Annotated in this window: 15 protein-coding genes; 13 read left to right on the top strand and 2 right to left on the bottom strand. The window is 45.8% G+C overall.

The genetic code is table 11. The features are described from left to right. The first annotated feature begins 110 nt into the window (after window positions 1-110). From QE390_RS21135 to QE390_RS21090, 10 genes are all read left to right on the top strand, one after another. Window positions 111-2,306 carry a hypothetical protein gene (locus tag QE390_RS21135; protein ID WP_307143720.1) on the top strand — a complete coding sequence of 732 codons (2,196 nt, stop codon included), beginning with the start codon at window positions 111-113 and terminating at the stop codon, window positions 2,304-2,306. A gap of 65 nt (window positions 2,307-2,371) precedes the next feature. Then, the gene (locus QE390_RS21130) at window positions 2,372-3,178 is read left to right on the top strand and encodes a glycerophosphodiester phosphodiesterase family protein (protein ID WP_307143719.1); all 807 of its coding nucleotides are present in this window, start codon (window positions 2,372-2,374) and stop codon (window positions 3,176-3,178) included. An 11-nt stretch (window positions 3,179-3,189) separates the two neighbouring features. Further along, entirely contained in the window at window positions 3,190-4,584 is a 1,395-nt protein-coding gene (locus QE390_RS21125) for a metallophosphoesterase family protein (RefSeq protein WP_307143718.1), read from the top strand. Window positions 4,585-4,596: 12 nt separating this feature from the next. Next, complete coding sequence (locus QE390_RS21120) at window positions 4,597-5,445, top strand: ROK family protein (RefSeq protein ID WP_307143717.1); 849 nt, start codon at window positions 4,597-4,599, stop codon at window positions 5,443-5,445. A gap of 17 nt (window positions 5,446-5,462) precedes the next feature. After that, complete coding sequence (locus QE390_RS21115; protein WP_307143716.1) at window positions 5,463-6,620, top strand: DNA-binding transcriptional regulator; 1,158 nt, start codon at window positions 5,463-5,465, stop codon at window positions 6,618-6,620. Window positions 6,621-7,230: 610 nt separating this feature from the next. Further along, the gene (locus tag QE390_RS21110) at window positions 7,231-7,836 is read left to right on the top strand and encodes an RNA polymerase sigma factor (protein WP_307143715.1); all 606 of its coding nucleotides are present in this window, start codon (window positions 7,231-7,233) and stop codon (window positions 7,834-7,836) included. 95 nt (window positions 7,837-7,931) lie between these two features. Beyond that, window positions 7,932-8,984 carry a FecR family protein gene (locus QE390_RS21105; protein WP_307143714.1) on the top strand — a complete coding sequence of 351 codons (1,053 nt, stop codon included), beginning with the start codon at window positions 7,932-7,934 and terminating at the stop codon, window positions 8,982-8,984. A gap of 96 nt (window positions 8,985-9,080) precedes the next feature. Continuing rightward, window positions 9,081-12,260: a TonB-dependent receptor gene (locus QE390_RS21100; protein ID WP_307143713.1), complete on the top strand. Its 3,180-nt coding sequence runs from the start codon at window positions 9,081-9,083 to the stop codon at window positions 12,258-12,260. 6 nt (window positions 12,261-12,266) lie between these two features. Further along, a complete protein-coding gene (locus tag QE390_RS21095) occupies window positions 12,267-13,673 on the top strand; it encodes a RagB/SusD family nutrient uptake outer membrane protein (protein WP_307143712.1) in 1,407 nt (468 codons plus the stop codon). A gap of 152 nt (window positions 13,674-13,825) precedes the next feature. Then, window positions 13,826-14,731, top strand: a complete 906-nt coding sequence (locus tag QE390_RS21090; protein WP_307143711.1) for a glycerophosphodiester phosphodiesterase family protein — start codon at window positions 13,826-13,828, stop codon at window positions 14,729-14,731. A gap of 611 nt (window positions 14,732-15,342) precedes the next feature. Here QE390_RS21090 and QE390_RS21085 read toward each other — a convergent pair. Beyond that, the gene (locus QE390_RS21085; RefSeq protein ID WP_307143710.1) at window positions 15,343-16,512 is read right to left on the bottom strand and encodes a zinc-dependent alcohol dehydrogenase; all 1,170 of its coding nucleotides are present in this window, start codon (window positions 16,510-16,512) and stop codon (window positions 15,343-15,345) included. A gap of 86 nt (window positions 16,513-16,598) precedes the next feature. Then, a complete protein-coding gene (locus QE390_RS21080) occupies window positions 16,599-16,919 on the bottom strand; it encodes a hypothetical protein (RefSeq protein ID WP_307143709.1) in 321 nt (106 codons plus the stop codon). 494 nt (window positions 16,920-17,413) lie between these two features. Here QE390_RS21080 and QE390_RS21075 point away from each other — a divergent pair, with 494 nt between their 5' ends. From QE390_RS21075 to QE390_RS21065, 3 genes are all read left to right on the top strand, one after another. Then, window positions 17,414-17,998: an RNA polymerase sigma factor gene (locus QE390_RS21075; RefSeq protein WP_307143708.1), complete on the top strand. Its 585-nt coding sequence runs from the start codon at window positions 17,414-17,416 to the stop codon at window positions 17,996-17,998. 74 nt (window positions 17,999-18,072) lie between these two features. Beyond that, window positions 18,073-19,164: a FecR family protein gene (locus QE390_RS21070; RefSeq protein WP_307143707.1), complete on the top strand. Its 1,092-nt coding sequence runs from the start codon at window positions 18,073-18,075 to the stop codon at window positions 19,162-19,164. Between the two features lie 151 nt (window positions 19,165-19,315). Further along, the gene (locus QE390_RS21065; protein WP_307143706.1) at window positions 19,316-22,756 is read left to right on the top strand and encodes a SusC/RagA family TonB-linked outer membrane protein; all 3,441 of its coding nucleotides are present in this window, start codon (window positions 19,316-19,318) and stop codon (window positions 22,754-22,756) included. Window positions 22,757-22,759: the final 3 nt, after the last annotated feature.

Below are 22,759 nucleotides of genomic sequence, written 5' to 3'. Positions count from 1 at the left end.
TATTGTGGTAATATTACTTGCGATTAAGCTTCATATTAACTCTATTTTTCAAGTAAATACTAGTCCTTTTTTGGGGTTCAGGCGTATTAGTGCTAAAAGAAAGGAATGATATGACTATCTGTAGATTGGCCTTTTTACTTATTCTCGGGTCTGGAATCGGCTTTTCGCAAGTCCCCGACCAACCCTTTGAGCAATGGTACTCCATCCGCTATTACGGAGCCGTCCGTAAGGATGGTAAGGTTTTCAAAGATCGCAACAACCTTATTCAGGGCATTTCTGGAGGTCAGCTCTTTCTCCCGGCTCACGGGCGTTTTCTGCATCCGGGTGCGTTAGTACCAGATACGCGGTATCGCTCCATGAAATCCCGTACGCTTCGGGACATGGGGGTTTACCAACATCAGTTCTGGTATCTTGATGAGGAAAGCCTCTGGAGTCATGCCTGGGCGGGACGAATGGAGTTACTGCACCCTATGCCTCAAGCAAAAATGTTTGCCGGTGGCCCCGATTTTAGCTTTCTCATTTCAGATGGTACTTCGCTGGAATACTTAAAAGATTCGCTGGTGCTCTGGCACACTACACTGACCGGAGAACAGGTAAAAGCCATTAGCTACGCAAGGCAAAAATTCTGGGTTCTGACTTCCACGCATCTTTATACGCTCCAGAACAAGAAATTACAGACGTTTTACTCGGGGGAAGGGTTCACCAGTCTAGCCGTTAACGATACCAGTGTGTATCTAGGGTACGAGAAAGGCTATTATCACTGGAAGAAAGAGAGTCATTTACCCCTTGAGCACACCCAGCTTCCCAGCGTACCCGTCAACACGGTTACCCTCATCGATGGGCATCCGTGGATGGGCACGAATAAGGGTGTTTTCACGCCCAAGCCCGATGGAACGTATGCCTACTTTCAGGGTGAACGTTGGTTACCGGGCGATGAAGTCATTTCCATTACTGCGGGTCCCACGAACAGTGTGCTGGTTTTAACTACCCAAGGATTATCTCAGCTCAGCAAACGGATGATTACCCTTCAGGAAAAGGCGTATTTCTTCGAAAATCAGGTCCGAACCCGACACATTCGTAACGGTTTCAACGCTTCGCTGGAAGGTATGGAAAAAGGAAATCTAGGTACGGGTTATCTCTCCGATGCCGATAATGACGGTCTTTGGACTTCGATGTATCTGGGGAGCCAGGCTTTTCGCTATGCAGCAACCAAAGAAAAACAGGCTCTGGAAAATTGTCGGGAATCACTCGAGGCAATGGAGCGGCTTTACGCGGTTACGTCCATTCCCGGCTTCCCGGCCCGCTCGTTCGAACGAAAAAGTATTAAGTCTCAGTTATCGGATACCAACGTTTGGCAACCTTCTCACCAACCGGGCTGGGTCTGGAAAGCTACCACCAGTAGCGACGAAGCCATTGGGCACGTTTTCGCCTTTTCCACCGTAGCCGAATTGGTGAATGAACCCAGCTTGCAAAAGAAAGCCATTCGCTTGTTGGATACGCTGATGAATCACATCGTAAGCCATGATTTATACCTGGTGGATTACGACGGAAAGCCCACTAAATGGGGCCGATGGAATCCTGCCTATGTGAATTCATTTCCGGTGAACGTGGGCGACCGGAAGCTGAACTCTTCCAATATCATCGGTATGCTGCAAACGGCTTATCATTTCACGAAAAAGGAAAAATACCGAAAAAAAGCGTTTGAATTGATGACAAAACACGGGTATCTGGCTAACTTGACTCGCCCCATGAGCGAAATAGGTAAAGCTCCCGATAACGCCGATGAGCACAGTAAATTACTTTCAGAAGGCTGGAATCACTCAGACGACGAAATGTATTTTCTGGGTTATTGGGGACTTTACCGTTATGCTTTCAACGATACGCTGCGAACTCAATATCGGCGGGCGATCATTGATCATTGGCAGGTAGAGCGTCCTGAGAAAGATGCGACCTGGAATTTCTTTACGGCCTTAACAGGTACTAAATCCTTCGATCTGGCTGAATCCATCTGGTATTTACAACAATATCCGCTGGATCTGATCGACTGGCGTATTCAAAATAGCCATCGGCAGGACTTACATTTCCTACCCGACAATTTCCGTAAACAAACGATTTCACAGGTCTTATCTCCCGCCGAGCGACCCATGCAGCGGCATAATCGCAACACTTTTATTCTGGATGAAAACGGCAACGGTCAAAGCGAATTCAGTGCCGGAGATACCTGGTTATTGCCTTATTGGCTGGGACGATACCTCGGGATTATCAAGGCTTCTCCGTCGGATCATTCCCTATTATTTTCAAATTAATAGCCCCACCCCTAGTCCTTTTCGCAGCCTTTGCCGTATTACTTCCAGCGTTCACTTTTATTCTCATGCAAAAGCAATTACGGGCGGCCGTATTTTTAAGTATAGTCTTAGGATTATGGGGAGGACTTGCCATGGATCAGGGTCGTATCTTACTTATTTCTGCTCATCGCGGAGCTTCCGGCCTGGCTCCCGAAAATACGCTGGCCACCTTTCAGGAAGCATTACAGCAGGGGGCGGATTATCTGGAAATTGACGTTCGAACGACCCGCGATTCCCAACTGGTAATTCTGCACGATGGTACGCTGGACCGGACTACCATGGCTACCGGGAAAGTGTCTGACCGTACCTGGGAGGAAATAAAATCCGTTTCGGCGGGGAAAGGCTGGAATCATTTCACCCAACACATTCCCACCCTTGAAGAGGTCTGTCAACTCGTGGCTCACTGGAACACCGCCCATCGTTCCAAAGCGAAATTATACGTGGATTGTAAGGCCGTAGAGCCTCGGGCTTTGGTAACTATTTTAAGCAAATACCACCTGCAAAAAGACGCTGTGTATTACGGCAGCGATGCTTTTCTTAGTCGGTTGAAACAGGAAGATTCCGCTCTTCAGGTCATGCCAGGATTTCCTAAAAACGGCAACTGGCAGGAAAAAGCCGAGCGTCTGCAACCTTACGCTTTTGACATACCTGCGGAGGTAATCACTCCTGAGTTAATCGCTACCCTTCACCAGCATCATATCCGAACATTTGTTGATTTACTGGACCAGAAAGATACCATTGCCTGGTATCGCAAGGCCGTAGCCTGCGGTGTGGATTGCATCCAGACCGATCACGTCACTGAACTTCGACAAGCTCTCACGCAGATGCCTTAAAATGAATTATTATGTTGAAAAAAACAGGTCTGCTTACCCTTTTGGCCGGGACCCTCTCACTGGCTCAGGCACAGGAACATAAACCCTATACCCCTACAGCCTTCCCCGACCGACTCATCATGGGTTATCAGGGAGCCGTCGCCACTTCTCAATCAGTAAACTGGCGGACGGATTCTACCGTAACCAAATCAATAGGGGCCATCGTCGAAGCAGATGCTTCACCGGATATGGTTGCCAAAGCCCAGATGGTTGAGGCTCAAACCGAACGGGTGGTTTTAGATGGAAAAACCGTGCATTACCATTCGGTTCACTTCAAAAATCTCAAACCTGCCACGCAATATGCTTACCGGGTTGGCGATGGTACGCACTGGAGCGAATGGTTTCACTTTACCACAGCTCAGGACAAGCCTGCACCGTTTTCATTTCTGTATTTTGGTGATGCTCAGAATGACATCCGTTCGCTCTGGTCCCGGGCCATTCGGGGGGCTTATGCCCAATTACCGAATGTCCAGCTCCTCTTACACGCCGGGGATTTGATTAACTCATCCAACAGCGACTGGCAATGGGGGGAATGGTTTGAAGCAGGTGGGTGGATTAATGGGATGATTCCTACGCTGGCGGTGCCGGGTAACCATGAATATTTCAAAATGGAGAATGGGAACCGTCGGGTATCGTACCACTGGCGGCCCTCTTTTGTGTTACCCGAGAACGGTCCCCAGGGATTAACTGAAACGGCTTATTACCTGGATTACCAGGGAACCCGATTGATCTCGCTGGATTCTCAGGGAGCCTTACTGGATTCGCTGGTGCTGGAAAAGCAGGCCAACTGGTTGCTGGACGTTCTCAAAAACAACCCCAACCGCTGGACGATTGTCATGCATCATCATCCCGTGTTTTCCACTTCTAAAGGTCGGGATAACGATGAATGGAGAGATCGCATGGAACCCATGTATCGAAAATATGGCGTAGACCTGGTTTTGCAGGGGCACGATCACACCTACGGACGGGGATTAAATATGCCGCTTGGCAAAAGCCGTAAACAACCCGACGGCCCTATTTATGTGGTTTCGGTGAGCGGTCCTAAAATGTACGAAATTGGATTGCAAAACTGGATGGACCGTGCGGCTTCGAATATTCAGCTTTTTCAGACTATTCAGGTGAGTCAGGATACATTGAAGTACCAGTCTTATGCCGTAACGGGTGAGAAATACGATGCTTTCGAATTGATCAAAAATGCCAAAGGAAAAAACAGGCTGGTAGATCATGATCCTGAATTACCCGTTGAGCGACTGGAACTTCCGGCGGAGTATCAGAAACGAAATACACCTCAGCAAAAAGAAGCGTATCGCAATCGTTTTCAGGAATATAAAGCCCGTAAAGAGGCCGAGCTTAAAAAGAACAAGTAATCGCTGGTATGCATGACGATAGGGGTTGATTTGGGAGGAACGAATATTCGGGCAGGTGTGGTGCAGGCGGGCGAGGTACATACCCTTCGGCGTCACATCCTGAAACGAAAAGACTCCCTTACGGATACATTAGCTCAACTCATCGACCTGATTCATCCTTTGTGTCAATATCCGGTAGAGGGTATTGGAATCGGGGTGCCTTCGGTGGTAGATGTGCAAAACGGTGTGGTTTATCAGGTCGCTAATATTCCATCGTGGGAGGAAGTGCCTTTAAAAGATATTCTGGAAAAAGAGCTAAATCTGCCCATCTGGATTAATAATGATGTGAACTGTTTCATACTCGGGGAACATCAGCACGGCCTCGCCCGCAACACTACTTCTGCTCTCGGGCTTTGCATTGGAACGGGTTTGGGCTGTGGACTGATTCTAAACGGTACGTTATATACAGGAACTAACTGCGGGGCTGGAGAAATTGGAATGCTGAGTTACCTCGATCAAACGCTGGAGTATTATTGTTCAGGTGACTTTTTCACCGGTCGCCACGCAACAACGGCTTTAGAAACGTTTGAGCTTGCTACCCTCGGAGATCGGCAAGCGTTGGCTCTCTGGGCAGCCTTTGGCCGACATCTGGCTGAGGCTATTAAAGTGATTCTGTACGCCTATGATCCTGAAATTATTGTTATGGGCGGCTCCATTTCCAAGGCATTTTCCTTTTTCGAACCTTCGATGCGGGCACAGTTATCCGATTTTTCGTATCGGGAAACCCTTCGCCGCATTCGGATACTTCCTACTGAAAATGAGAACAGTGGAGTAATTGGAGCCGCCGCGTTGGGTACACTTTCCGTTCCTCGTTTTAGCTAATTCGGGTAAACACCGCCATGTATAAAATTATTTTGCTGATTGATTTTTCCGAAGAATACAGCAAAGGCTTACTCAAAGGCATTACGCGTTATTCCCGGGAGAAAGGTCCCTGGATTTTTTGCCGCATGCCCCTTTATAATCGGGAAACGTTGGGGATTGAGGGTATTCTTAATTGGGCTAAAGAGTGGGAAGCCAATGGCATCATCGGTCAGCTTTATAATGATACCAACATCAGCCAACTTGTAAAGTCTGGTATTCCGACAATTGCCCAGGATTTTAAAGAACGTTTTACCGAAATTCCCAACATTACCGGAGCTCATCGCGAGGCAGGAGCAATGGGGGCCGATTACTTTCTTCGCAAGGGATTTCGTCATTTTGCTTTTTACGGTTTCGAGCATATTGTCTGGTCGCGTGAACGTTCTCAGGGGTTTGAGGAACGGGTACAGAAAGCGGGTTACTCCGTTCATTACTTTGATAATCAGGAAGAAAGTAATGAGGAATTATGGTACTACAAGCCCAGTGCTTTAAGTCAGTGGTTAACCTCATTACCCAAACCCATCGCCATCATGGCCTGTGATGATCGTCTGGGCTTACACATTACCGAGACCTGCCGCCATTCGGGCATTCGGATTCCTGAAGACGTGGCTGTGCTGGGCGTGGACAACGACGAAATGTTCTGTGAAATTTCTGACCCTCCCCTATCCAGTATCGCTCAGGATGCCGAAAAAGGCGGATATGAAGCCGCTCGGTTACTGGAGGCGATGATAAAAAAAGGAACGGGCAAATGCTACGACATTGTGGTTCGTCCCACGCAGATTATTACCCGACAATCCACGGACATTTATGCTACTCAGGATGATTTCATTACCACGGCTTTAAAATTCATTCATCAGAATATCGATAAAAACCTTCAGGTAGAAGACGTCGTAGCCCAGGTTCCGCTCTCCCGCCGCTCCCTGGAGTTTCGTTTTCGGGAAACGCTTGGCTTTCCCATTTACAAGTACATTCAGAATTTGCGGATGAATAAATTTTCCAAAAAGTTACAGGAAACGGATCAGTCTATTCTTGAAATTGCTCTCGATCTGGGCTTTACGGATACTAAAAATGTAGCCCGTCAGTTTAAACAAATTCATGGTTGCACACCCCAGGAGTTTCGGGCTCAGTTCAAGATCTAACCAGCCACCACATCCAATAGGGTCAAAGATTTTATAAGCGGTATAAAAAACAAGAAGCAGACTTTTGAAAAGTCTGCTTCTTGTTTTGAGGGATATTCTAAAGTAGAAAAAAGGGAATGGCCATTATCAAAAACACGCAAGGAAGAATAAGCAACTTAGCTATCGTTGAAAATTCAACATACCTATCTTCTTCCACCAGAAGAACATTTAATGCGTCATTGAGATACCGCATATTTGTGATTGAGTAGTTATCGGCAGCAAATTTAACTATAAAGCTTCAGTTGTTGATGCAATCAAGTCCCAGTTTTTCAACTTATATTTTCGAAAAAGGTCTTGCTTTCTGTAAATAGCACTACTCCAAATGATCCCATTCTATCTATAAAAAAGATGAATCAGCAGTAGAATTAAATAGAATAATATATGAACCTACCTAATAATACCTGCCTGATAACCAGTGAATCAGGGGTTTACTAGCCTACGTTTTCATTCTTTACAATTTCATAATTTAGTAAACTAGACTGAAATCATAGCATAAAGTATTTTTGCGAAAATTTGGGTTCTGTAAACAAAACGGGTGAAAAGTATTCGTTTGGCTAAATAAACAATCATTATGCAGTCTTCTTATACTGAATTAGAATCGCTGGTTGCTCTTTCTCAGGATAAGGTAGAAGCCTTTGATTTTCTCTATCACCTCTATAAGCAGCCTGTTTACGGAAACATCTTCAAAATCGTCAAACAGGAAGATTTAGCGGAAGATCTCCTTCAGGAGGTTTTCATTACCCTGTGGGAGAATCGACACTCCCTGCAACTGGACCGCCCCGTTGCTGGCTGGTTATTTGTCGTCAGCCATAATAAGGCGTTATCTTTTCTGAAAAAGAAACTAAAGGAAGCCTTGGTGGTGTCATCTTCGGAAGAATTTACCGAGCAGGCCTCCCCCGAAGAAACCCTTGACGAAGAAGAGTATTCACTCCAGCTTTCGATGATTAAAGAAGCCGTTGACCAGCTTCCTAATCGCAAAAGAGAGGTCTTTCATCAACTTCGCTTTGAAGGTAAAACCACGGAAGAAGTCGCTGAAAATCTGGGCATTTCCGTGCAATCGGTCCGGGACTACCTCAAGCAGGCCACCCGGCAGGTCAGAACGCATATTCAGGAAAGGGGTAAGTTTATGCATGCTTCTTCGGCTTCTATACTCATCATGATGCTGGATCAATTCTAAGACCCGGAAGCCCTTTTCTATTCTCTTTTTCTGCTTAACAATTTGATAATATCGGAAGGCATCCCCCTTTTCCGATGCCCGAGTATTTATAGTGTATGATGAAGGATGAAATCGACGACATACTCGAAAAATTTTGGGCGGGTAAAGCCAGCCAGACCGAGATCCAGTGGTTGGCCAGACAAGTAGACCTGAAGCAGTGGGCCCAGGCTAGACAGGATGCTTTTGAAAAAAGCCTGAGCGAGCCTGAACCGCTATTGCAGCCGGAGCAGTCGGACCGTGTGTTAGCCCAATTGCATAGTCAGCTTCAAAGCAAGCCCAGTGGTACGCTTAAGAAAGTTAACTGGATGGGCTGGCTTTCGGGTAGCGTGGCGGCTCTGTTGCTGCTGGTTGCGGGCTTACTGGTTCTTCCGCATTCCACTAAAAAATCGGAGTTGTCAAGCCAGCAACCCGCAAAACCGGCGTGGCAACTGATTCTTAAAACCAATGTTACCCAAACGGTCATGAACGTTTCACTGAACGATGGTTCTCAGATTCAGTTACATCCCGGTAGCTCGGTTCAGTATTACGAACCCTTTGGCAGTACCTCCCGCGACATCAGCCTTTCTGGAGAAGCTCTGTTTACGGTTGCCAAAGATTCGCTTCATCCTTTCATTGTCCTGGCTAATGGGTATACTACGACGGCCCTAGGTACTCAATTCCACATTCATGCAACGCAAGCCCAAGGCATCCGGGTGAAGTTATTGGAAGGGAAGGTAGTTATCAAGTCAACCGCTCAGGCGGGCATGCCCATTAAAGATCAATACCTCATTCCGGGTCAGCAATGGAGCGTTGACATAAGCCGTAAACAGACGCAGGTAGTCGAATTCCCTGAAAAACCCAAAACGACTCCAGCGGGTGTCCTTCAGCCCACCAAGCCTACCTCAGATCTAATCTTTAACAAAGAGCCTCTGGCCAATGTATTTAACGCGTTGGGTAAAAAGTATGTGGTAAAAATGGATTACAATCCGGCAGATTTAGCGGGTTTATCTTTTACCGGAACCATTGCAACAACGGATTCTTTGTCCAACATTTTAACGTCTTTATGCATCCTTAACAATTTGTCATTTCAAAAGGATTCGAAACAGGTGATCATTCGAAAATCGCCCTAATCGCTCAGTAATCAATCTCTTATTTTCAATACCTACACTTCTGAAAATCAGAAGGACAGGATTCTTTTTGCCTAATTAAATCATTACTCCCCTTTTATGAGACGTATTTTATCTGCTTTAAAACGGCGGTTTAACTTAAGCTTACTAGGCTTATGCTGCTCCCTCTACGCAGCAGCCCAGACGCCAGCTCTGGTCAAGGGAAGCGTACTGGACGATACCGGAGCACCGCTCATGGGTGTAACGGTGCAAACCACGCTGATTGGTAAAACCGAACCCCTCTTTAGTACTACGGATGTCAAGGGTATCTTCACGTTTACGAACCTACGTGCAGGGGCCCGGTATACCTTCGTGTTTAGTTACGTTGGGTTTGAAAAACACACCATTCAGAATTTTCTGGTTAATGCAGGCGATAATAATAGCCTGCTTGTACGGATGAAGCCGCAAACCCAGTCCCTGAATGACCTGGTAGTCATTGGGTACGGTGCTCAATCCAAGGCGAAAGTAACAGGCGTTATTTCTCAGGTCAAAGGACAGGAATTGAGCCGTTACAGTGCGAGTAACTTTGCTCAGCAATTAGCCGGAAAGGCCGCCGGGATTGTCATTAATGATGCGTCCGCTCAACCGGGTTCTGATCCTCAGATTGTGATTCGGGGAATCGGTACGCTTACCGCCGGTCGCAATCCCCTGATCGTAGTGGATGGTTATCCTTTATCGGAAGGTTCTTCCCTCAACTCAATCAACCCCCAGGATATTGAAACGATTGATGTATTAAAAGACCCCTCCTCTGCCGCTATTTATGGCTCCAGAGCGGCCAATGGGGTTATTTTAATTACAACCAAGAAGGGCAGATCCGATCGTTTGCAGGTTTCGCTGGATGTTTACACAGGTTTTCAGCAACGATCTGATCGCGTAGCGTACGTAGATGCCTATCAGGCGGCTCAATTTTTCACCGAAGCCCGGGACTGGGGCTATGTATCGAAGAATCCATCCAACCGCAGCGAAAGCGATGATCGGGCCACCCGCCTGAGTAAAGGGGCCAGCCTTCGCGAACTTCGCCTGAATTACATCCAGCCTTATTTGGATCATCAGGCGGGGCTTACCAATACCCAATGGACGGACGAAGTATTTCGAAAAGGTCGCATGAGTAGTTATAACCTCTCGTTTTCGGGGAGTTCAGGCAAAACCAATTATTACGTTTCTACCAATTTCTTTAATCAGGACGGAATCGTCATTAATAACGGTCTCAAACGCTACAGTGCGGCCTTCAAACTGGACAGTCGTTTGTCAGAAAAAGCAACGTTGGGTGTGAGCATGACTCCATCTTATAACACGCAGAATTATTTTAATAACAACGGGAATCAGTCGAATGACCCGATTGCGAACTTATACATCATGTATCCGATGTTCAGTCCCTATAACGCGGACGGAAGTTTAGCGATCAGTAAACAGATTGCGGCCAATACGCCAGAAGATGGGGCTTTGGGAGAAAATGCGGTAGCTCTCGCCTATAAGATCAAAAATAAGCGTGACTTCTTCCGCAATTTTGGCAATGTCTATCTTACTTATGATCTGTTGCAGGGGTTAACCTTCAAAACGCTGCTGGGGGGAGATATTCAAAGTAACTTCTTTGACTTTTATAACCCGTCTGACGTAGGAGGTTACCGCACGCCAGCTCCCAAGCCCGCGGTAGCCATTGAAAACCGCGAATTTGTCTATAATTACCTCACGGAAAATACGTTAACCTACGCCAATCAATTCGGCCAGCATAGCCTTGATCTACTGGCGGGGTATTCCTTTCAAAAGGAAAACGGCTCAGCAACCAGCGTTACGGGTTCTAACATTGCCGATAATAACCTGCCTAACCTTTCTGGAGCCAGTGCTTTCGTAGCGAGCACCAACCGTTACGTATGGACTCAGCTGTCGTACCTTGCCCGGGCTCAATATGCGTATAATAACAAGTATCTATTTTCAGCAACCCTGCGTCGGGATGGTTCTTCCCGATTCGGTGACGACCGGAAATGGGGCGTTTTCCCTTCTTTAACGGGGGGCTGGATCATCAGTAATGAATCCTTTTTCCCGAAATCAAGTCCTATAACCTTTGCTAAAATTAGAGGTAGCTGGGGTAAATCCGGGAATAACCAGATTGGTTCTTATAGTTCAAAATCGCTGGTGAACGCTGCCAATTACGTATTTGGGAATACGCTGGCTTCGGGATTTGCGGCCACTACGACTGCCAACCCTAACTTATCCTGGGAAAATAAGACGGCGGTTAACCTGGGCCTTAATCTGGGTATTGGCAAGCCTTTCACGGTGGCACTGGATTACTACCGATCCATCACGAAAGACTTGTTACTCAACGTTCCGGTGCCTGAGCAATCGGGGTATAGTTCCTCCATCCAGAACATTGGCAAGATCGAAAACAAAGGTTTGGAGCTGGAATTTAGCGGTAATGCCCTGCCCTTGGGAGCATTGAACTGGTCTTTCAATGCCAATGCTGCTACTAATTCTAATAAAGTATTAGCTCTGGCTCCCGGACAGCAGCAAATTGTGTCGGGTTCTCAAAGCAATTTTCTTACGCGAGTGGGCGGTTCCATTGCCGAACTCTATGGGTATGAAGTCATAGGCGTGTATAAAACGCAGGCCGAGATTGACGGAACCCCTCACCTGGCCGGAACGCTTCAGGGGGATTATAAAGTCGCTGACTTAAACGGCGATGGGGTGGTTGACTCCAACGACCGTAAAACGTTTGGTACCTATAACCCCAAATTTACCTACGGATTTTCCAGCAACTTTGCCTATAAAAATCTGGAATTCAGCTTCTCACTGAATGGGATTGTCGGACGCAAAATCTGGGACCAGCAGTTAGCCAATCAGGAAGAATCAGGAGAAGGTTTTGGCGTCCCGAATACCTATTATTTCAACAACCGTTACCACCCTATTCATAATCCGAATGGTTTTCTGGCTCAGCCCAATATGGGTAATTTCTCCAGTGCCCGCCGCCTGACGCGTTCCTCCAATTACTTCTTTAAAAATGCCGATTACCTGCGTCTGCGTAACGTCCAGATTGCTTATACCTTGCCCATAAGCTGGGTGAAGAAAGCCAAAATTCAGGGTGTTCGTTTGTACGCAACCGCCAATAACCTCTTCACATTCACCCAGTTCCGGGGATTCAATCCAGATGCTACTTCGACTACGGATGTATTAACCAATGGCTTTTCCCAGGCTAATTATCCCGTTGCTCGTTCCTACATCTTTGGTTTAACCATTACGTTCTAAGTTTTCATGAAAAAGATAGTCATCCTTTCCAGTGTACTAGCCAGCTTATTGGTCATGAGTAGCTGCGAGAAGCAATTATTTCAAAATCCGGCTACTTCCAAAGAATTAGGTAATTTCCTTCAGAACGAAATCGAAACGGAAGAATACGTAAACGCCACTTACGCCAACCTTCAGTCCGACGGTTTATACGGTCTTTACTTACCCGCTTTGATAGAAATTCCTTCGGATAATACTTACGATGAAGTTCCGGCCAATGATAACGGGATGTATGGCCAGCTCGACCAGTTTACTGCCATTGCGGGTAATACCATTGTGACTGAAGTATGGAGGCAATCCTACCGCACCATTCAAAGGGCTAACGTTGTGCTCAATCGCATTGGGCAGATTCCGTATGCTACCGAAGCCACGCGTCAATCCCGGACGGGAGAGATGAAATTCCTTCGGGCCCTGATGTACTTCAACCTGGTTCGCCTCTACGGAGATGTTCCTTTAGTCACTGAGGAAACAGAAAATCCAAATGAATACTTTGGCCAGGGCCGTACGGCTTCTGCTCAGATTTATGAACAGATTCGTAAGGATTTGACGGAAGCGATTGTTGCCTTGCCAGCAGTCAATACCCAGGCCGGACGGGTGCGGAAATCAGCCGCACAAACGTTACTGGCCAAAGTATATCTTACCGCCAAAAGGTATACTGAAGCAAAGACTTTATTGGAGTCGGTAGTGAATGATGGACAACATCAGCTATTAACGAATCCGGCGGATGTGTTTAGTTTGAGTAATGAGAACAACCGGGAAATCATTTTTGCCGTACAGTTTGCTTCGGGTGTAAACGGCAATACGGAGGGCAGCACTATGTATCAGCAATACGCTCCGTCAGGAACCGTTTCTGGGGCCAAAGGACACAATCTGCCTACAAAAAGTCTATACGCTCTTTACTCGTCGTCCGACAAACGCAAAGGTGTATACGTAGGAGTAACCACTTCTGGTATTCCCTGGTGCAAGAAACTCTCGGCCCCTACTACAGTTATCACCGACGGCGGTAGTGATATAGTCGTCCTGCGTTACGCCGATGTCATTTTGATGTCATCGGAGATCGAAAACGAACTAGGTAATATTTCGACGGCCCTTACCTATCTGAATCAAATCAGAACCCGGGCTGGTTTGGCTGCTACTTCGGCCAGCACTCAGACGGAGTTACGCGAAGCTATTGCTCTCGAACGCCAGTTGGAACTCGTGGGAGAAGGCCACCGCTGGTTTGATTTGATCCGCACGGGTACTGCTCTGACGGTGATGAATCAATGGTTTAAAGCCAACAACATTCTCACGACCCTTACCAGTAATAACCTGCTCATGCCTATTCCGCAGAGTCAGGTAGATACTGATCCTGCCATCAAACAAAACGAAGGTTATTAACCCCTTTTCTGCGGTGATGGGGGAGCCTTCATCACCGCTTTTACTGGTAAATTCTTGTTCTTAATTTAATAATCTATGGTTCGGTTGCCAAACGTTGCCTGTCAATCGATCAACTGACCGCGGCGGCGGCCACTAAAAACAATTAACTACTTATGTTTCGTATTTCACTTCTTTTGCTGGCCTGTGGTCTTACTTTCTTTGCTCAGGCCCAACACCGTCCAGCTCAGGCGATTATTCATGAATTTCATAATCCTAATTCCAAAGAAGTCTTGGTGGTAGCTCACCGGGGCGACTGGCGGTACGCTCCCGAAAACTCCGTTCTTAGTCTGCAACATGCCATTGAACTAGGTGTGGATGTCGTGGAAATTGACCTGAAGAAAAGTAAAGACGGCGTATTGATTTTGCTGCACGATCAAACCCTGGACCGCACCACCACCGGACACGGTAACCCAAGTGATTATACCTGGGAAGAATTACAAAAATTCACCCTCAAAAACGAACACGGCGGTCCTACTCGCCAGAAAATCATGACATTCGAGGATTGCATGCAACGAGCTAAAGGAAAAGTAATGATTAACATCGATAAGGGCTATGAATATTACCAGGAGGCTTACGAGATTCTCGAAAAAACTGGCACGGTAGATCACGCCATTATTAAAACGAATAAAACATACGAAGAAGTAAAGCGTGAAAATGGTCCGCTGCTTCAGAGTAAATTAGCCTTTATGCCCATTGTGAATTTAGCTAAGCCTGAGGCAAAATCGATTATTGAAACCTACGAAAAACAGCTTAAACCCGTAGCGTATGAATTGAATTTCAATTCGGATCAGGTACTGGAACAATCTAATTACCTGAGCATTCCCAAGTCTGGTTCTAAAATCTGGTTTAATAGTTTGTGGGCCAGCCAAAACGCTGGCCATGACGATGAAAAAAGTGTCGAAGAAAAAGCCCCCGAAGCGGGTTGGGGATGGTTGATTAAGCACGGAGCTAAACTCATCCAGACTGACCGTCCAAAGGAGTTGATTGCCTATCTGAAGAAAAAAGGGTTACACCCTTAGTTTTAAAAGAACCTATGAAGCGGGTAGGGTTGCTGATTTTCTGGCTCTTATGTACGAACAAGCTACGAACTACGCAAGTGGAATGGCGGGAAGGTTATTTGCACATTCCCCATATCAAAACGAGACGAGGGAATAGTATATTCTTCCTATATTAAGACGGAATAACCCTGCTTTGGAATGCGGGGGATTTAAACGCCTCCGCATTTTTAAGAAAAATGCTCCTTTAAAGTTTTCTCCAATCCTACCCATGTATAAAGTTGAAGTCCTGACCTTAGATCATCACGGAAACCGTGACGTAACGAACGAAACGTTTTTAAGCGTTACTTAACTAAAAGTGTCGATTCAACAGACCTGGTATGTGGATCAACCCGGGCAGGAAGAAACGAAGACTTATCTAGGCTTCTGGCGGAATCAGATCTACAAAAGCACGTATATGTCATGATTCAGATAAGCCTCATAGGCAAGCAGTTCTGGGTGGACATGCTTGGTGATAGCAAAGCCGAGCTAAGTCTTAGTACTAGTATGAAACCTATGATCTGGTCAATAATACATTTCAAAATGCATGATCAACCAAATCATAGGTTCTACAAATAAATAGCTACTCTCTAATTCTATTTCCAGGGATCTAATACCACTTTGACACAATCATCCACCCGGCGTTTGAAGATATCGTACGCGTGTGAGACTTCCGTTAAAGGTAAACGATGAGTAATGATGTCATCGAGCTGCACTTTCCCTTCTGCCACGTAATTGAGTAAGGTATCAATATGCTTGTGAGCAGGAGCCTGGCCGCCCTTTAGAATAATACCTTTGTCAAAGAACTGACCAATGGGGAAGTTGTCATACGTGGTAGGATATACGCCAAGTACAGAAACAATGCCTCCCCGACGGACGGCACTCATGCAGGCTTCCAATACCTTGGGCGAACCTTTTTCTAAATTAATGACGGCTTTCGCCCGATCAATTAAGTTACGGTCGGGCTCGAAACCCACGGCTTCTACGCACACATCGGCCCCGCGTCCACCCGTCATGTCACGAATTTGGGCAACCACATCTTTGGCATCGTTATCCCACAAAATGGTTTCACAATGAGCCGTTGCTTTAGCTTTATCTAATCGGTACTGAAGCGTATCTACAACGACAACCCGGGCCGCACCCCGCAACCAGGCACTTTTAGCTGCCATAATCCCTACGGGACCTGAACCAAAAATGGCTACCGTCTCACCCCCTTTTACTTCACCCCAGTCAATCCCACTGTAGCCCGTTGGGAAGATGTCAGTCAGGAAGAGAACCTGCTCGTCTGTTAAATGATCGGGAACAATCCGGGGACCATAATCGGCATAAGGCACTCGTACATACTGGGCTTGTCCACCATCGTAACCCCCATAAAGATCCGTGTAACCGAATAAAGCTCCCCCTTTCTCCGTCAACAGGCCCCCTTCCGGGCCATAGTGTTCAGGATTAGAGTTTTCACAATGCCCGGGCAGATGGTGATCGCAGAAGAAACAATGACCACAAGCGATTGGAAAAGGAACCACTACCCGGTCGCCCCGCTTGAGGTTTTTAATTTGGGGACCTACTTCTTCGACAATCCCCATAAACTCATGACCAAGCACCATGGGCCGGGGTTGGGGTAATCCCCCAGAGTAAATATGCAGGTCAGACCCACAAATGGCCGTAGCCGTTACTTTTAGAATGATATCTCTTCCTTCCTGAATGGTAGGATCGTCCACGTTGTCGCACGTTACGGTTTTAGGACCATGAATTCTAGCTGCTTTCATTTCAATTATTGTTTAAAGGACTTGTGAAAATAGAGGTGAGGAATGAGCCTTAGTATTATCAGGCATGTTCGAACAGTTGAGCTTAATCAGGTACGATACACAGAAGAATGTTCCCTCGTAGCTTCAAGCCTAATCCTTGGAAAAGAAGTAGGTAAACAACTAATGGCATCGAAGGGGTGAGGCATTTTAAACACACCCTGTGGCAAGTTATCGTACACTTGCAGGCGAGCTTTGAGCATACCGTGATGCTTGGCATGGGCAATATATTTGGCAGGTCGGATCTGTTCCAATGCTTTTTGAGCCTGCCTATTCATAGATTCCAGGGTTCCCTGGATGATAGCCCCCTCGCTGGATTGGATTACTTCGATGTCGTCGCTGAAACGAACGTATAGAGCATTAGAGGCCATTGAGGTAGAATAGTAGATAGAAAGAGATTAACTACAGAATCATGCCAGCCTTTAACATTTTGAACCTGATAAACCTTATCAAATAGGAAATAAAGGATTCTTTCTACACTTCTCTATTAGCCTAGGTGCATTAGATCATAGCTGGTCACTCTCCCCCATGGATAGGCTAAAGGCCACTTTGAACGTTAATACGGTATCCTTATTCTATCAGCTCCACTCATTTTCAAAATCTATAGCAGACTGCTCTCCTACTTTCAACGAATCAGAATGTCTTCTGTGAAAAAGATAATAATTGAATAATTCATTGATAAAGATTGATTATATAAATAAATTTGTGAAGATTACCCATGAAAATACCTAGATCATTAAGCTAACCGATTGTTTACTACCAAATCAGAATGTATAATTAGGATTTGAATCACTTGGGAGGGTATTGATATAGTTGAAAAGCTCTATTGTTAGTTATTGTTCTTTAGGCTACTTCTGTGATGAGTATGAGCAACACTGATTCTGATTTATGGCAAAAGTATCTGGCTGGTGATGAAGCAGCTTTGGGCAGTATTGCCGAAAGATACTATTCTACGTTGAAGCACTACGGTCAGAAGTTCTCCGTTAGCGAGTTTATCGTTAAAGATTGTATTCAGGATCTTTTTTTACAGCTCTGGCAGAACAGAACGCAGATCAACGATACCGCTTCCATTAAACATTACCTACTCAAAGGGCTTCGTAACCATATTTTCATGCACATCCGTTCTTCCAAGCAGATGGTCACTCATGAACTTGACTGGAATTTGGGCGTTTTGGAACACATTAGTGGAGAATCGATTTTAATCGAACATGAAGCTTTGCTTAGTCGGGTTGAGCAATTGCAGCGATTGATGAGTCAGCTTTCTTCTCGTGAACGGGAAGCTATATACTTACACTATTTCCAGGACATGAGTGTGGGAGAAATTGCAGAAGTTATGCAGGTGAACCGACAATCCGTTTCCAATTTTCTAACGCGAGCCATGTCAAAAATGCGAAGCCACTGCCAGCCCGAACACTTATTTATTTTCTTGTATTTATTTTTAAAGTTTTAGTACTAAACAGAGTATGCCTGGTTAGGTTGTTGCATATGAGCATTAGATGACGCCAATGTACTGCCAGACCACTCATGACTACTTTCGATACCTTAGAGGAATTTCTAGCTAACGACGCTTTTCGGGAGTGGATATTAGGACGCCGTCCCCAGGATTACATCTACTGGCAGGAATGGCTCAGTCAAAATCCACACAAGCGGGAACTGTACGAACAGGCCGCTGCTCTTTGCCTGGTTCTGAATGGCGATACCCAGCCGCTACAGGAAGCCCAGCATGCGAGTGAAATCGAACAGATCAAACAATCGCTTCATGAAGCCAAAGAGCGAAGTATCCTCGAAGTTAGAGCTCATACCCTCCGGCCTCGACTTAAATGGCTGGCTCCGTTGGCTGGCGTGGCAGCTCTCGTTCTCATTGGCTTGTTTCTAAAAAATTTTATACATAATGACTCCACTATTTCCAGTACCGTTCCTTCGGTAGAGGAAGTCATGGCCTCGAAAGACCGTTGGCAAAAAGTGGTTAATACAGGCAAGTCGGATCAACTGGTTACGCTGACGGATGGTTCCTCCGTTCTGTTATCTCCAGGCGGACAGCTCTGGCACAACTTATCAGCTCAACAACGGGAAATTTACTTAATTGGCGAAGGTTTTTTTGAAGTGGTCAGAGATACAACTCGCCCCTTTTTCGTATACACCTCCGTTCTCTCCACCCGTGTGCTAGGTACCAGTTTTCAGGTTCAGGCTACTCAGAATCAAAATCTGGCTTATGTGAAAGTGAAAACCGGTAAGGTTACGGTAACCTCCATGAAAGATCCCGGACAGTATCTGGTTCTCGAAAAGAACGAACAGGTTAAACTTGATATTCAGACCAATCAATTAACCAAGCAAATCCTCACCTCCAATCTTCACCGACACCACTCTACCTCTATACTTAATGATAACCAAAACTTTGAATTTACCCCGGTTACTGAAGTGCTGAACCGGCTTCAGCACACCTATCACACGAAAATTGAATTTAACGAACATAATTTACAGGGCTGCACATTCACGGGCGATTTAAATGGCATTCCCTTCGCAGAAAAAATCAGACTGATCTGTTCGGCAGTCGAGGCTTCTTACGAGAAGCAGGGAGATACTATTTATGTTACCGGTCACAGTTGTAACCCTTAATCGTTTCACCACCAGTAATTTTCTTTCGTCAGGTCACCTAACACCCTGTACGTAAAACTTTTTTTTGATTGTTTTTACCAGTTCTCTCCACACCGGAGAGCAGAACCTCTATTGCTCATTTTTACAATAAAACCCAGAACCCCTAATGACAATGCATCTACAATTACTTGTCCGAAAAGGCTCCCAGCGGATTGTCCTTCAGATGGTGGGCTGCCTGCTGTGTCTACTGGTTTTTTTGCCAGTAAAAGTCCATGCTCAGAATGATCTAGATCGACGTATATCTATTGTAGTCAAGGATCAGAACGTTGAGGATGTGCTCAAAAAGATAGAAAAACTCGTTGGCGTTAAATTCATTTACAGCCGGGAAATCATTCAGTCAAAGCAGAAAATCAGTTACGAAGCTCAGAATCAACCCATCCAGACCATACTTAATGAAATTCTGACCCCGATTCAAATCACGTATGAAACGACTGGGAATCAAATTTTGCTGAAGCGAATTACACCTCCCTCTTCAACTTTGAAAAAAGAAACCGTGTTAGGGGCCGAGATTCCCGTGACCGGAACCGTGAAGGATGAAAAAGGGGACCCAATCGTGGGCGTTAATATCCTTATTAAAGGAACCACGCGTGGAACGGTTACCAATATGGATGGGACCTTTAAACTTCTGGTTACCAGTGAAGAGGATGTACTTCTATTCAGTTTCCTCGGGTATAAAACCCAGGAAGTACAGGTAGGAAAGCAAAGTTCAATTAACCTGACGCTGAGAGACGAAAACAAAATCTTAGACGAAGTAGTGGTAGTAGGGTTTGGTCTCAAAAACAAGAAAGAAACCATTTCAGGAGCCATTTCAACAGTAAATGCGGACGAGTTGTCTCACGCCAGCACCGTTACCGCAGCCGGAGCTTTGGTAGGTAAAATTCCGGGTATTGCGTTTCGCCAAAGTTCGGGTCGCCCGGGTAGTGCCCCAACCATTGAAATCCGTAACTATGGCGAACCACTCGTCATTATTGATGGTATCCAAAAAGATTACGGCAGCTTTGCCCAAATAGATTTCAACGATATTGAAAACATTTCACTTCTGAAGGATGCTTCTGCTTCTATCTACGGAATGCAGGCGGCTAACGGCGTTCTTGTGGTCACAACCAAAAAGGGTAAACGCAATCAGAAACCTATTATTACCTTTCAAAGCTATTATGGGCTCCAGATACCGGCGGGCTATAATAAGCCAGCCGATGCTGCCACTTACCTCAAGGCCATTATCCAGGATGAAACCTATAACAACGTTCCTAATTCTTCCCGAACCATCAACCGCGAGGAATATGACAAATGGGTAAGAGGCACAGAGCCAGGCTATAAGTCCTTTGACTGGTACAATTACATCTGGCAAACCAAACCTCAGATGTACGGAAGTCTGAACATCTCTGGCGGTAGCGACAATGCGGATTATTACATTAGCTTGAACCGCATTGAACAGAGAAGTATGCTTCGGAATTTTCACGGATTCGACCGTACTAATTTTCAAAGCAATTTTAACTTTAATATTAGTAAGAAGCTTAAAGTTGGGGTGCTAATGAATGGACGTCTGGAGCGGAACCGCCAACCAGGCCTTCCAGGCGACGATTACGATTTTGCCTTGCAGGCAGCTTTCCGAAATCTGCCAACCAAACGGCCTTTCGTTAATGACAATTCCCGTTACCCCGCTATATCGGCTATCGATCCACAATTTAGTTACGGGTGGATCAATGAGCAGATGTCTGGAAAGTACGAGTCACAAATTCGGATTATGCAAATCAACGGTACGGCTGAATACAGTATTTTCGATGGTCTTAAAGCCCGTGCTCTGGTTAGCTACTGGTACCGAAACACCCGAAATGATTTAAGGGAAAAATCTCCTCTGCTGTATCGCTTCGATGAGCCAACGAACGCCTATACGATTGCTTATCAAGGAAATGCTCGTTACCTGGAACGTTACGTGCAAAATGCCGAGGAGATGACGAGTAACGTACAGCTTGACTATGAAAAGACCTTCGACAAACATCACGTGCACATGGTTACGGGGATGGAAACGAAATCGTCTAATTACCCAAGTGTATATTTTCTGGGAAGTCAGGAAGCAAATGGTATTCCATTCCTCACAACCAAATCTACGACCTACGTAGGAGATGGTATTCCTTTTAACCAGAATCGTCTGGGCGTTTTGGGACGATTTAATTATGACTATGACAACAAGTACATCATGGAGTTGTCGGGTCGGTATGATGGCTCTTATTTTTACAAAAAGGGCAAGCGTTTTGGCTTTTTCCCTTCCGGATCGCTGGCCTATCGCATTTCTCAGGAAGGATTCTGGAAAAACAATTCGTTCCTGAGTCAGAAAATCGATGAAGTAAAACTTCGCGGTTCTTATGGGGTACTGGGTAAAGAGTTAGGGAATGCTCTGACCTATATCACCGGCTATAATTTTAATCAGGGATCAGCTATCCTGGATGGAAGGGATGTAGTTTCAAGCCGAATCACAGGTCTGGCTACGGATAACATTACTTGGGGCCGGGTGTACGTACTGGATTTAGGAGTGGACATCGGATTATTTAATAATCGTTTGACGGGAGGTTTTGACTGGTTTGATCGTCATCAGACGGGTGAGTTAGCCAGCCGTTATGATGTATTGTTACCGAACGAAATTGGTTTTAGCCTACCGGCCGAAAACCTGAATAGTGACCATACCAAGGGTATTGAAATGCATCTGGGCTGGAAAGACAATGTGCGGGACTTCAATTATTTTGTGTCCGGTAACTTTACCTTTTCCCGCTGGATTACAGGTACGCGTTACAAACCCAGATGGGCCAATTCCTATGATCGGTTCCGGGACCTGTGGAATACCGAAGGCCGTTTCCGGGATGGTAGTTTTCAGCTCGTTTCCGTTGGGCAGTTTCAGAGCTGGGAGCAAATTGCCAATCACCCCGTCGATCAAGACCACTACGGTAACACCACGATTCGCCCCGGTGATTACATCTATCAGGACACCAATCATGACGGCTACATCTCCGATCTGGATATGGAAAACGTTACCTATCGCGTCAACGGTGGAACGCCTTGGTTAAACTTTGCCTTTCAGACCGGAGTTAACTGGAAAGGATTTGATTTCCGAGCCGAATTTGCCGGAGGTTCCAAATTTACCTACGAACAACAATGGGTAATGCGATACTTTGATGGAAACACCAATGTCTCGCAGTATCTGGCCGATAACTCTACCTGGTATAAAGACATCTGGGACAAAAACAGCGGATTCAACATTGGTAAATACCCACTGCTAACGAAAGGGGTTAATAACTGGATGAATACCCACTGGCCTAACAGCAACTGGCAAACGAACGTTACGTATATGAAGCTACGTAATCTGGAATTAGGCTATACCTTCTCTAACCAGATGCTTAAAAAAGCTAAGATTTCGGGCCTACGCGTATACGTATCTGCCCAGAATATCCTGACGCTAACGAACATGCCCGGTGGCCTGGATCCAGAGATGACTGCCAACTCAGGTATAGCCTATCCCAACCCCCGGTTAGTTAATGCGGGTTTTTCACTGAAACTGTAATCC

Source organism: Siphonobacter sp. SORGH_AS_1065 (assembly GCF_030818595.1).
Taxonomy (GTDB): domain Bacteria; phylum Bacteroidota; class Bacteroidia; order Cytophagales; family Spirosomataceae; genus Siphonobacter.
Note: the sequence above shows the minus strand (reverse complement) of the source record. Positions and strands in the feature narration are given on the sequence as shown.